Origin of the sequence: Lentzea flaviverrucosa (assembly GCF_003350445.1) — a bacterium.
Lineage (GTDB): Bacteria > Actinomycetota > Actinomycetes > Mycobacteriales > Pseudonocardiaceae > Lentzea > Lentzea californiensis.
Window position 1 is genome coordinate 401,716 of record NZ_QQAU01000006.1, and the last position, 11,292, is coordinate 413,007.

Annotated in this window: 15 protein-coding genes; 9 read left to right on the forward strand and 6 right to left on the reverse strand. The window is 68.8% G+C overall.

The window, feature by feature from the left end; translation table 11 throughout:
- Window positions 1-18: 18 nt before the first annotated feature.
- The 6 genes from pspM to rimO form a co-directional block, all read right to left on the reverse strand.
- On the reverse strand, window positions 19-840 hold the full coding sequence (gene pspM / locus DFR72_RS21635; RefSeq protein WP_090073989.1) for a phage shock envelope stress response protein PspM: 822 nt from the start codon (window positions 838-840) through the stop codon (window positions 19-21).
- Window positions 841-877: 37 nt separating this feature from the next.
- Window positions 878-1,729, reverse strand: coding sequence for a PspA/IM30 family protein (locus tag DFR72_RS21640; RefSeq protein ID WP_030479505.1), 852 nt, complete (start codon window positions 1,727-1,729; stop codon window positions 878-880).
- 359 nt (window positions 1,730-2,088) lie between these two features.
- Window positions 2,089-2,511 carry a helix-turn-helix domain-containing protein gene (locus DFR72_RS21645; protein ID WP_090073917.1) on the reverse strand — a complete coding sequence of 141 codons (423 nt, stop codon included), beginning with the start codon at window positions 2,509-2,511 and terminating at the stop codon, window positions 2,089-2,091.
- A gap of 108 nt (window positions 2,512-2,619) precedes the next feature.
- Window positions 2,620-3,093: a CinA family protein gene (locus DFR72_RS21650; protein WP_090073913.1), complete on the reverse strand. Its 474-nt coding sequence runs from the start codon at window positions 3,091-3,093 to the stop codon at window positions 2,620-2,622.
- Window positions 3,090-3,668, reverse strand: a complete 579-nt coding sequence (pgsA, locus tag DFR72_RS21655) for a CDP-diacylglycerol--glycerol-3-phosphate 3-phosphatidyltransferase (protein ID WP_090073911.1) — start codon at window positions 3,666-3,668, stop codon at window positions 3,090-3,092. Before pgsA ends, DFR72_RS21650 begins: the two co-directional genes overlap by 4 nt.
- A complete protein-coding gene (rimO, locus tag DFR72_RS21660) occupies window positions 3,665-5,068 on the reverse strand; it encodes a 30S ribosomal protein S12 methylthiotransferase RimO (RefSeq protein WP_170176343.1) in 1,404 nt (467 codons plus the stop codon). The genes pgsA and rimO overlap by 4 nt, the downstream gene beginning before the upstream one ends.
- A gap of 123 nt (window positions 5,069-5,191) precedes the next feature.
- Here rimO and DFR72_RS21665 point away from each other — a divergent pair, with 123 nt between their 5' ends.
- From DFR72_RS21665 to DFR72_RS21700, 9 genes are all read left to right on the forward strand, one after another.
- Window positions 5,192-5,527: a hypothetical protein gene (locus DFR72_RS21665; RefSeq protein WP_090073908.1), complete on the forward strand. Its 336-nt coding sequence runs from the start codon at window positions 5,192-5,194 to the stop codon at window positions 5,525-5,527.
- A 5-nt stretch (window positions 5,528-5,532) separates the two neighbouring features.
- Window positions 5,533-6,033, forward strand: coding sequence for an amino-acid N-acetyltransferase (locus tag DFR72_RS21670; protein ID WP_090073905.1), 501 nt, complete (start codon window positions 5,533-5,535; stop codon window positions 6,031-6,033).
- 61 nt (window positions 6,034-6,094) lie between these two features.
- A complete protein-coding gene (locus tag DFR72_RS21675; RefSeq protein ID WP_090073903.1) occupies window positions 6,095-6,946 on the forward strand; it encodes a MerR family transcriptional regulator in 852 nt (283 codons plus the stop codon).
- On the forward strand, window positions 6,930-7,721 hold the full coding sequence (locus DFR72_RS21680) for a hypothetical protein (RefSeq protein ID WP_090073901.1): 792 nt from the start codon (window positions 6,930-6,932) through the stop codon (window positions 7,719-7,721). Before DFR72_RS21675 ends, DFR72_RS21680 begins: the two co-directional genes overlap by 17 nt.
- Window positions 7,722-7,815: 94 nt before the next feature.
- On the forward strand, window positions 7,816-8,226 hold the full coding sequence (locus DFR72_RS45640) for a hypothetical protein (protein ID WP_170176344.1): 411 nt from the start codon (window positions 7,816-7,818) through the stop codon (window positions 8,224-8,226).
- Entirely contained in the window at window positions 8,223-9,377 is a 1,155-nt protein-coding gene (locus DFR72_RS21685) for a YcaO-like family protein (protein WP_170176345.1), read from the forward strand. Before DFR72_RS45640 ends, DFR72_RS21685 begins: the two co-directional genes overlap by 4 nt.
- 5 nt (window positions 9,378-9,382) lie before the next feature.
- The gene (locus DFR72_RS21690; protein WP_090073896.1) at window positions 9,383-10,036 is read left to right on the forward strand and encodes a nitroreductase family protein; all 654 of its coding nucleotides are present in this window, start codon (window positions 9,383-9,385) and stop codon (window positions 10,034-10,036) included.
- Window positions 10,037-10,119: 83 nt separating this feature from the next.
- Entirely contained in the window at window positions 10,120-10,590 is a 471-nt protein-coding gene (locus tag DFR72_RS21695) for a phospholipase (RefSeq protein WP_090073893.1), read from the forward strand.
- 92 nt (window positions 10,591-10,682) lie between these two features.
- A complete protein-coding gene (locus tag DFR72_RS21700; RefSeq protein WP_143087011.1) occupies window positions 10,683-11,267 on the forward strand; it encodes a hypothetical protein in 585 nt (194 codons plus the stop codon).
- Window positions 11,268-11,292 lie beyond the last annotated feature (25 nt).

An 11,292-nucleotide genomic window follows, 5' to 3' on the forward strand; every position in this document is an offset into this window, starting at 1 on the left:
AACTACACAGCGTTACTTTTAGTAGGCTGAATAGCCTGAGACGTCGCGCATCGCGGACGCGAGACCGGCCATGTGGTCCGTGGCGTCGTCCAGGACCTCGCCCGGGTTCTGGAACTGCGTGCTCGCCGCCAGCGCGTTGCCCGCCTCGGCGACCAACGCGCAGTAGCGGTCCACACCGTCGGCCAGCTGCGTCCTGAGCACCCGCACACCCTCGACCAACGACGCGCGCTCCAGGTGCGGCGCTGTGTCGCGGGCTCGTTCGACGGCCTGGAGCTGCGCCGACACCGCGCGGATCGCCCTGGAGGCCTCCTGGGCGGTCTGGCGGGCGTGCTGGACGGACTCGGTCGGCATCGACGTGAGCGCGGGCGAGTCGAGCTGCACGAGCAGCTGGGTCATCGTGTCCTCGGCACCGTGGAGCTTCTCCATCGGCACGCGCGCGGACGAGATGTGCGCCGGCAGCGGCGGCCTGGGCGGTGGCGGTGGCGCGAGCTCCAGCCGCACCTTGTCCGCCTTGAGCTCACGCAGCTTGAAGCCGCTGCGCACGGCGAGGACGGCGGGCACCGCCGCGCCGACCGCCCCGGTGACTGCTGCCCACGTGCCGAGCACGCCGGTGAAGCCCAGCACGGCGAGCGTGCCGAGCATCGAGATCACGATCAGCCAGAACGTGAGGACGGCGTTCGTCCGCTTGCGCTTGCGTTCGAGCTTGGCGCGCGGGTCGTTCCACTTCTGCATGCGGTAGCGCGCCTGCTCGGCCAGCGGGTGGCCCTGGAGCGACGCACCCAACTCGTTGACGACCTTGCGGACGATCTCGTTGTTGGGACGGTTTCTCCAGGGCTCCATGATCACCTGCTGACTCCTCCTGCCCCGACGCGCCCAGTCAGTTCTGGGCGGGCGGAACCTGCTGCTGCGTGGTCTTCTGCTCTGACTGGACGCGCTGCGCGATCTCGGCCTGGATCTGCGCGGCCGCGCTGTTGCCCGCGGTCACCTGCTGCGGCGTGTTCGCCTGACCGCCGTGCATCGAGGCGCGGATCTGCTCGAGGCGCGACGAGCCGGCGAGCTGCGTGGTCGAGGCCTGCACCTCGAGCATCCGGCCCTGCACCGAGTTCTGAGCGAGCTCGGCGGACCCGAGTGCGGTCGAGTAGCGCTTCTCGATCTTGTCGCGAACCTCTTCCAGCGACGGTACGTTGCCCGGCGCGGCGAGCTCGCTCATCTGGTTCAGCGACGCGGAGACCTGCTCCTGCATCTTGGCCTGCTCGAGCTGGCTGAGGAGCTTGGTGCGCTCGGCCAGCCTCTGCTGCAGCATCATCGCGTTGCGCTCGACCGCCTGCTTGGCCTGCGCGGCGGCCTGCAACGACTGGTCGTGCAGCGTCTTGAGGTCCTCGATGCCCTGCTCGGCGGTGACGAGCTGGGTGGCGAACCCCTGCGCGGCGTTCTCGAACTGCGTCGCCTTCTGCTCATCGCCCTTCGAGCGCGCCTCGTCGGCGAGCACGAGCGCCTGACGCGCGGAGGCCTGCAGCTTCTCCACGTCGCCCAGCTGGCGGTTCAGCTTCATCTCCAGCTGGCGCTGGTTGCCGATGACGGCGGCAGCCTGCTGAGAGAGGGCCTGGTGCTGCCGCTGCGCCTCCTCGATGGCCTGCTGGATCTGCACCTTCGGGTCAGCGTGCTCGTCGATCTTCGACGAGAACGACGCCATCAGGTACTTCCAGAACTTCACGAACGGACTGGCCATCTCCTACGCCTGCCTTCTCGGTGCCGGTGTTGGATCCATCGTCTCAATTGTTCGTCGGCGTATCCACCGACATGGGGAGATATCCGGGAACACCCTGACCCACCCCGGGACTTAGGAGTACACGCCTGACGACGTGCCAATCCTGCCCGTACCCGCGTCCGGAGACGCGGTGACCCAGCGTGCCGATGCCAAGCCGTTGCCTGCCGTCCAGCACACTGCCGTCGCTGTCAGTTGAACGTCCGAAGACACCATCTTGTTGCAGACCGTCACGTGGCGGGGGCCACAGTCGGTGACATGTCACCCGAATGCAGGCGACCCCGCTCGCCATCGGGGCGAGCGGGGTCGTGGATGACATGGGATTACGCCGCGACGACTGCCTTGGGCGTCTCGCCGATCTTGCTCGTGAGCCTGTGCGTGAGCATGGGCTGCAGGCGCAGGTCGGACAGGTCGTCCGACAGCGTGGACGGCAGCACGCGGCCACCCTCCAGCTTGCCCCGCTCCGATCGTCCGTCCGGGACGGTGTCGGGCACCGTGTCCGGCGTCTGCTGGACGGCGCCGATGTCGGAGGCGACGTGGTGCAGCAACTCGGACAAGGGCAGCTCAAGCGCGTCACATATGGCCGCGAGGAGCTCGCTGGACGCCTCTTTGCGGCCGCGCTCCACCTCGGACAGGTACCCCAGGCTCACGCGGGCGGTCCGAGAGACCTCGCGCAGCGTGCGGCGTTGGTTGGTGCGGGCATGGCGAAGTCGATCACCGATCGCCTCGCGTAGCAGCACGGTCATCGCGCGCCTCCTTCCGGCCGGCCGTGTCCCTACGTTACCGATCGACACCGACAACGGGCACTGACTTCCGAACACGTCCGCCAAGGGCGAACGAACGCGGAGTCATCATTAGTTCCCGTCCTCGGTGATCAGCAGATGATCCGACAGCAGGACCAGGGCTTTTTCCACGGCACCCGAACGGACCGCAGCGCGGTCACCACTCACCGTGATTGTCCGCACTGTGGACACTCCAGGGCCGCTCAAGCCGATGTGGACCGTCCCCGGAGCGACACCGTCCTGCGGATCGGGGCCGGCGACTCCGGTGAGCCCGATCCCCCAGTCCGAACGGCACCTCTTCCGGGCACCCTCGGCCAGTTGGACCGCGACGTCGGGATGCACGGCACCGTGCTCGTCGAGCAGCTGCTGATCCACGCCGGCGAGCTCGTGCTTGAGCTCGGTGGCGTAGACGATCAACCCACCGCGGACCACGGCACTCGCCCCCGGTGTGTCGACGATCGTCGCGCACAGCAGACCCGCTGTCAGCGACTCAGCCGTGGCAACGGTCTGGTTTCTCGCTTTGAGCAAGCTGACGACGTCTGTCACAGCACCGCCCGGCCTGCTCTTGCCTTCATCTTGAACGCCCGGATGACGTAATCGATTCCCGTGACGATGGTGAGCACGAGCGCGACGGCCATGATCGCCCACGCGATGAGCTCCAGCACGTCGTTCTGCGGGAGCACGAACAGCCCGATCGCGATGACCTGGGCCAGCGTCTTGGCCTTGCCGCCGCGGCTGGCCGGGATGACGCCGTAGCGGATCACCCAGAACCGCAGCAGCGTGATGCCGACCTCGCGCACGGCGATCGTGATCGTGATCCACCACGGCAGCACGTCGAGCATGCTCAGGCCGACCAGCGCGGACCCGGTCAGCGCCTTGTCCGCGATCGGGTCGGCGATCTTGCCGAAGTCGGTGATCAGCCCGTGCTTGCGCGCGAGGGTGCCGTCGATGTGGTCGGTGAAGCTCGCGACGGCGAAGATCCCGAACGCGATGAGGCGCCACGTCGTGTCGAAGCCGCCCGCTTCGAACAGGGAGAACAGGAAGACCGGAACGAGCGCCAGCCGCGCCATCGTGAGGATGTTCGCGACGTTGAGCAGCGGGACCTTCCGGGCCTCCGTCATGTCGGGAGTACCTCGACGATCAGGTCCACACCCTCGGAGTCGACCACGCGGCAGCGCACGAAGTCACCGCGCTTGAGCCCCTCGGCCTCGAGCACGATGCACTCGCCGTCGACCTCGGGCGCCTGGTGCTCGGCCCGGCCGACGCAGTCGCTCTCGTCGTCCTCCTCGTGCTCGATCAGCACGACGACCTCAGTGCCCACCCGGTCCTCGGCGCGCTGGCTCGTCAGCTCCTCGACGAGGTTGCCGATCCGCTGCACGCGCTCCGCGATGGTGTCCGCGTCGAGCTTGCCGTCCAGGTTCTCGGCCTCGGTGCCGTCCTCGTCGGAGTACCCGAAGATGCCGACCGCGTCCAGGCGCGCCTCGGTGAGGAAGCGCTCCAGTTCCTGCAGGTCGGCCTCGGTCTCGCCGGGGAAGCCGACGATGAAGTTGCTGCGGATGCCGGCCTCGGGCGCGTGCTCGCGGATCTGCCACACGAGCTTGAGGAAGCTGTCCGTGTCGCCGAACCGGCGCATGCGCCGCAGCACGTTCTCGCTGGAGTGCTGGAACGACATGTCGAAGTAATTCGCGACCTTGTCGGTCTTCGCGATCGCGGCCACCAGCGACGGCTTCGTCTCGGCCGGCTGCAGGTAGCTGACCCGCACCCGCTCGACGCCCGGGATGGACGCCAGCCGCGGGAGGAGCTGCTCGAGGGCGCCCTGCTCACGCGGCAGGTCCTTGCCATAGCTCGTGGAGTTCTCGCTGACGAGGAACAGCTCCTTGACGCCGTTCTCGGCGAGCCACATGGCCTCGGAGACGATCTCGTCCGGGAGCCGCGACACGAACGCGCCGCGGAAGCTCGGGATGGCGCAGAAGCTGCACCGCCGGTCGCAGCCCGACGCGATCTTCAACGGCGCCACGGGAGCGTCGTCGAGCCGCTTGCGCTGGACCTTGGTCGGCCCCCAGCCGTGACCGGGGACCTGGACGCCGTCCTTGGCCTCCTGGCGCTTGACCGGCGTGATCGGCAGCAGCGTGCGGCGGTCCACCGGCACGTGCGACTCGACCGGCTTGCCGTGCAGCACGTCCTGCAGGCGCTCCGCCAGGTCGTTGTACTGGTCGAAGCCCAGGACAGCGGCCGCCTCGGGAAGGCTGTCCGCGAGCTCCTTGCCGTACCGCTCGGCCATGCACCCGACCGCGACGACCTTGGCGCCGGTGTCGGAGGCGGCGAGCAGCGTGTCGACCGAGTCCTTCTTCGCCTGCTCGACGAAGCCGCACGTGTTGACGACGACGACGTCCGCGCCCTCGTCCACCAGCTCCCAGCCGCCCTCGCCGAGACGTCCGGCGAGCTCTTCGGAGTCGACCTCGTTGCGGGCACAGCCCAGGGTCAGCAGCGACACACGTCGCGGAGTGGTGGGAGAAGACACGGCGCTCAGAGTAACCGCCCTCGGGGTTCGGGCTGGAATCGCGCCGTTTCGCGCGGATCGCGAGCGTTTTGGACGACTCACACGTCTCAACTAGAGACATCCCCCACCAACGATGGAGCGGCCTTGCTGACCGAGGGGACGGTACTGGCAGAGGCGTTGAGGGCCGGCTATGCAACGCCGGTGTTCCTCGTCGCGATGGCGCTCCTGACACGACGCGTGTGGATCGAGCTGGCTCTGACGCTGCGCGAATGGGTACGTGCCATACCTGCCCGTCGGCGGTCCGAGCTCGAGCGGGACGTCGTTGGCGTCGCCCTGGGTGCTCGTTCGAAAGACCAGCGCAACCACTCCGCGGAGTTGCTCCGCCTGCTGCTCAACGCCCCCGAACGCGTCCTTCCTGCACCGCCGACGACTGATCTCCCACCAGACGAGAACCCCGGCGACAGCGCCGCTCATACTTGACGGTTGTGACCAGTGGGGTAGTCGTGCGGCGTGCCCGCACCAGCGATGTGCGCGCCATGAAGGCGTTGATCGACGGGTATGCCGGCAAGGTTCTGCTGACCAAACCGCTGGTCACGCTGTACGAGGCGGTCCAGGAGTTCTGGGTGGCGGAGGAGGACGGCGAGCTGCTGGGCTGCGGTGCCCTGCACGTGATGTGGGAGGACCTGGCCGAGATCAGGTCGGTCGCCGTGTCGCCGATGGCGCTCGGGAGAGGTGTCGGGCACCGGATCGTGGCGCAGCTCATCGCGACGGCCAGGGAACTGCAGCTCGGGCGGATCTTCGTGCTGACGTTCGAGACCAAGTTCTTCACCAAGCACGGCTTCATCGAGATCGAGGGCACCCCGGTGAGCCCCGAGGTCTACGAGGAGATCATGCGATCGGTGGACGAGGGCGTCGCCGAGTTCCTCGACCTGAGCTACGTGAAGCCGAACACGCTCGGCAACAGCCGGATGCTCCTGGAGTTGTAACTCTTCGAGTAATCACTCGAAGAGTCTTGACTCGACTAACGGCGCGCGCCAGGATCGGTGCGTGCCCGAATCGCTCACCGTCGACGAGCTCGCCGCCCGGATCGGCCTGCCCAGCAGCACCATTCGCATGTACCAGACGAAGGGTGTGCTGCACGCGCCGAGACGGCAGGGGCGCGTGGCGTACTACGACGCCTCGCACGTCGAGCGGTTGACGTTGGTCCAGCGGTTGCAGCAGCGGGGGTTCTCGCTGCCCGCGATCGCGGAACTGATCTCGGCACGCGAAAAGGGCGAGTCGGTCGCCGCGGTCCTCGGCTTCAGCGAGGCCGAGGGGCCCGACGACTGGGTTCGGATCAAGGTGCGCGACATCAAGCACCTGATTCCGACCGGAGACGTCCAACCGCGACTCCTCCTCCGGGCTATGCGGTTGGGCTTGGTGCGGTGGAAGTACGGCTGGCCGCACACGCGTCGCTGGGCACTCGAAGCGGGCGGCAGGCTTGCCGGCCTCAGGGTGCCCAGCGATGACGTGATGGACAGCTTCACGCGCCTGCGCACGGCGACCGACGCGGTGGCGGCGGACTTCGTGCGGTTGTTCGAACGGCAGTTCTGGCCGGAGCTCGCACGCAAGGCCGGTGACGAGAACCAGCTGGAGAACGTGCGGGCGTTGCTCGTCGAGCTGACGTACACGGCGGAGACCGCGGTGGTGGGGACGCTGCGGGAGTCGATCCGGGACGCCGCCGAGGAGTTCGCGTCACGGCACGGGCTGCTGCCCAGCGACGACTACCAGCCCGCGTGGGCCGAGCAGCCGTTGCCGCCGATCGCCGAGAACCTCATGGACCCGGCGGGAGATCTGCCGAGCGAGCAGGAGATCGAGAACTTCCTGAAACGGGGGGACGAGGATGAGCCTGGTCGCTGATCCCGCCTGGCACGCCCAAGTTCGTGACGAAGGCCTCGTCGTCTACGCGGGGGCGGACCTCGCGTACCTGATTCCAGACCTGCCCAGGGCGGTGGCCGTGGCGCTGGCCGGCCTGTTCGAGCCAGTGTTGAGGGGAGTGGCTCGAACGGTCGACGAGAGCCGGTTGGGGGAACCGGTTCGCCGGCACGTGGCCCAGCTGAGGACCCTGGGCGCTCTCCGCCCGGCCGGGTTGCCCGCCGAGGACGTGAAGCCGATGGGGGTCGGCACGCGCGTCGTCGGGGAGGCACCCGCCGGGCTGGTAGAGCGGTTGCCGCACGACGAGAACCCGGATCTGCTGCTCGTCGTGCGGACGACCGGCACGTTGGTCGACCTGATCGAGGTCGCACGCGAGACGAAGGTCCCGCACCTGTTGCTGGACCTCGCGTACCACCACACCGCCGCCGTCGGGCCCTTCGTGGTGCCCGGAGCCGGCGCGTGCCTGGCGTGCCTCGCGGTGCGGGCGGGGCGGCGGTGGGGAGATCCGCCGCCTCCCCCGCGTCCTGGAGCTCTCCGGCACGACTTCCCGATTTCCCTCGCCCTGCAGGCGATCCAGAACATCCGGAGCGGCTCGCTCGCTCTGCTGGACACGGTCGTGACCGTCAACCTCGACGAGTTCACGACGACGCGCGAGAGCGTGCTGCCCGCGGCTGACTGCGAGATCTGCCCGACGGTCGAGTTCGGGCGCGTGTCACTTCCTTGGGGGGACCATGAACGCGACAGCAGTACGGTTACCTGACCAGTTCTCACCCGGTGCGGCCGCCGCCAGCGCCGCCACGCCCACCTGTTGCTGTTGTTGTTGCTGCTGTGCGGTTTCCTCGGTCGGCGCGGCCGTGCAGATCCCTGCCGCGCTGTACGAGGAGACGAAAGAGCTCCCCCGGCCTCGCAGCCTGCTCGTCCTGCCCGCCGCGATCTTCCCGTTGCTCGTCGTCGTGCTGCCGTTCGCCACGGTGGGCGCGGTCTTCGACATCCCCTGGGGCTGGTGGCTCGGCAGCTTCGCGGCGGCACTCGCATGGGCCACCGCCTCCGGGTTCATCGCCAAGTCGCCGAACCCGGTGGGCAGCGTGGTCCGGCTGCTCGGCTGGGCCGTGCTGTGGTGCTTGGAGCCGTTCGTCGTTCTGTTCACGCTCGGACCGCTCGCCAGCGTGGACGAGGGCGTCGCGGCGGTGGCCGGTGTGCTCTACCTCGGCGGGGCGCTGGGGCTCGGGTACTGGATCTTCCGGCGCTACCGGGCGATGCGGTGAAGACCGTCGCGGAGGCGCTGGTCGAGCGCGCGGTCGGCTGGCGGCAGGGCGTCGTGTCGCAACTGCACCCCGTGCCGCACAGCCTGTCCGATGTGGACGTCGAGGGCTGGGCCGCGGTGCCGGAACCGTTCGCCACCGGCGGTACGTCCGGCGGCACCAGCAAGGTCGCCGCGATCGCCGAGGCGCTGGAACGGCACGCGGCCGCGCGGGCGCCACTGGAGTCCGCCACCGACGGCGAGTGCTGGCCGTTGGAGCACTTCAGCCTGCACACGGTCGAGCAGCGCGTGGCCCCGAACTACCGCTACCGCAAGGGATACGTCGACACGCCGTACACACGGGCGTGGACGTTGCCCGGCAACGAACCGATCCGGGTGCCCGCCGGTCTCGTCGGCCTGGACGCCTCGTACGGGCTGCCCGCGACGTCGTCGGGGCTCGCGGCCGGTGCGTCGGCGACCAGCGCGTTGCTGAGGGCCACGCAGGAACTGGTCGAGCGTGACGCGTTCACCACGACCTGGCTGCATTCCCTCGCACCGCAACGGTTCGCCGCCGACCTGCCGCACGGCGCGATGGCGTTCGACCTGACGCCCGCCTACAGCCCGCACCCGGTGGTCGCCGTCGCGGGTTCGCTGCCGATCGCCGGCAAACCCCGGCCGACGCTGGGTCTCGCCTGCCGCGCGACCGTGGCGGAGGCGGTGCGCAAGGCCTACGAGGAGTGGGTCCAGGGCACGGTGTTCGTCGAGGTGTGGCTGGCGCGCAACGGCGACCGGCCCGTCGAGGAGGCCACCGACTTCGACACGCACGCCGTCTACTACGCCACGCACCCAGCGGAATGGGACGCTCTGCCTTGGTTCGGCGGCTTCGAGACCGAACCGCCGCGCGACGCCGAAGCCCGTGGCACGGCAGCGGAACTGACCGAGCTCGTGCACGCCCTCGACCGCGCGGACGTCCGGCTCGCCTACCGCGAGCTCACCACGCCGGAGCTGTCCGCCGTCGGACTGCACTGCGTCCGCGTCCTGTCCCCCGACCTCGCGCCGCTGCACTCGGACCACCGCTGGCCGCACCTCGGCGGCCGCGCCCGCGAACTCGGCTGGCGCTACCCGCACGCCTCACCGGGCGTGTTCCCCAATCCCGCACCGCATCCGCTGGGGTGACACCGATGTTCGACGACTTCTGGGCCGCGAGCCGGTACTCGCCACTGCACCAGCGCAGGCTCGGCGACCGGCTGCGCGACTTCCGGCCACCGCCGGAGTTGATCGACCCGCTCGAGCTGCCCTCGGCGCCGGTCCCGCTCCCGCGGCCGCACGACCGGCTGCAGAAGCTGTTCCAGGCGCGCAGGAGCACGCGGGAGTTCTCCGGTGGACCGCTGACCGACAAGCAGCTCGGCGCGGTGCTGGGCGCCCTGACGGACAACAGCTACCCGTCGGCGGGCGGCCTCCACCCGTTGCGCTGCTACGCGTTCGTGCACGGCCGAGCGGTCCGCTACGACATCCGCCGTCACGCACTGCAGGACATCGGCCCGGCTCCGGCGAACCTCGCCGAGGTCCTCGGTACGCCTGAGGCACCGCCCCTGACGATCGTCCTGGTGTTGACGGACAAGGACTCGTTCGAGAAGTACGGCGAACGCGCGGGGCGCTTCGGCTTGATCGAAGCAGGAGCCGCGGCGCAGAACATCTGCCTCCGTTTGGCGGAGCAGAAACTCGGCGGCTACCTGCTCGGTGGAGTAGCGGACCACGAAATGCTGCACGCGCTGGGCCTGCCCCGCGAACTTCGCGTGGCCACCGCGATCGCGTGCGGGCACAAGATCACCTGACGTTCACCGGATCGTGTCTACCGAGGACAGTCGATCACCAGCTACAACTGGCGAGACCCTGCTCACACTCCGAGGAGCTCGCCATGTCGACGAAAACCCTGCGCTCGGCATTCGTGGGTGCCGCCGCCTCCCTCGCCCTGATCTTCACGGGCGCCCCGGCCCACGCCGTGGACATCGTCGCGGTCACCGACGACTACCTCTACTCGAAGTCCATCAGCCAGTTCACAACACTGCGCGCGCAACAGCCCTACGCGGGCCAGCTCGACTGGTCGTCCGACGGCTGTTCGTACTCGCCGGACAACCCCTTCGGCTTCAAGTTCCTGCCGACCTGCCACCGGCACGACTTCGGCTACCGCAACTACAAGCGGCAGGGCCGGTGGAACGAGACGAACCGCCTGCGCATCGACAACAACTTCAAGTCCGACATGTACAAGCAGTGCGGCTCCAACTGGGCCTGCAAGCGCACGGCCGACCTGTACTACGCCGCCGTGCGCGAGTTCGGTGGCAGCGCGTCGTCCACCGCCACCAGCATCCAGAACGCCGGACTGAAGTAGACGGCCGCTGATTGTCAGACCTCCCGAGTACGTTGAAACGCAGGGGTTCCCGATCAAGGGGGACCCCTGCGTCAGCTTGGGGGAGCTGAGGAATGGGCGTCAGACCAACCGACAACGGCCGTGAAATACCGTGGGTAGACGCCTGGGCCCACCCTGTCGTCCGCCTCCACCCCTCACCGGGCGAGGCCGAGCGCACGGACAGCCACCTCGGCGGCCCGATGCTGTGGCCGCGCGACGAACCCTGGCCGCACTGCGACCACGTCGGCGACTACGACCTCACCGACGACCAAGTCCGTGGCCTGCGCACACCGTTCGCCGGCTGTGCGCAGTTGTACCAGGCTGATTTCCCGGAACTGCCCTTCCCGGACGCCCGCCTCGTGTGGCGCGCCGCCGGCCAGGTCACCGATCCGCTGGACGACCAGCCGGCGCCGGTCCTGGTGGACCCGAGGTACGTGTTCCGGCCGTGCGTGTTCAACCCGTGCCGTGCCATCCAATTCCCGATGGCGTGCGAGCTGTTGCACGAGCTGGAGTTCATCAACTGCGAAGGCGTCGATCCCGCGGGCGACTACAGCTGGCCGACCTTCGGCGCCGCCACCAAGATCGGGGGCGGCGGCGCGTTGAACGTCTTCGTCTGCCCGAACGACGTCCACCACGCCTTGCAGCTGTGGGTGGAGTGATCAAGCCGTTCCCGGACGGTACCGA

Coding starts and splice junctions, on each gene's coding strand:
- DFR72_RS21640 (WP_030479505.1), bottom strand. CDS start 1,729: ATGGCCAGTCCGTTCGTGAAGTTCTGGAAGTACCTGATGGCGTCGTTC.
- DFR72_RS21680 (WP_090073901.1), top strand. CDS start 6,930: ATGAGCCTGGTCGCTGATCCCGCCTGGCACGCCCAAGTTCGTGACGAA.
- pspM (WP_090073989.1), bottom strand. CDS start 840: ATGGAGCCCTGGAGAAACCGTCCCAACAACGAGATCGTCCGCAAGGTC.
- pgsA (WP_090073911.1), bottom strand. CDS start 3,668: ATGACGGAGGCCCGGAAGGTCCCGCTGCTCAACGTCGCGAACATCCTC.
- DFR72_RS21700 (WP_143087011.1), top strand. CDS start 10,683: ATGGGCGTCAGACCAACCGACAACGGCCGTGAAATACCGTGGGTAGAC.
- DFR72_RS21690 (WP_090073896.1), top strand. CDS start 9,383: ATGTTCGACGACTTCTGGGCCGCGAGCCGGTACTCGCCACTGCACCAG.
- DFR72_RS21645 (WP_090073917.1), bottom strand. CDS start 2,511: ATGACCGTGCTGCTACGCGAGGCGATCGGTGATCGACTTCGCCATGCC.
- DFR72_RS21695 (WP_090073893.1), top strand. CDS start 10,120: ATGTCGACGAAAACCCTGCGCTCGGCATTCGTGGGTGCCGCCGCCTCC.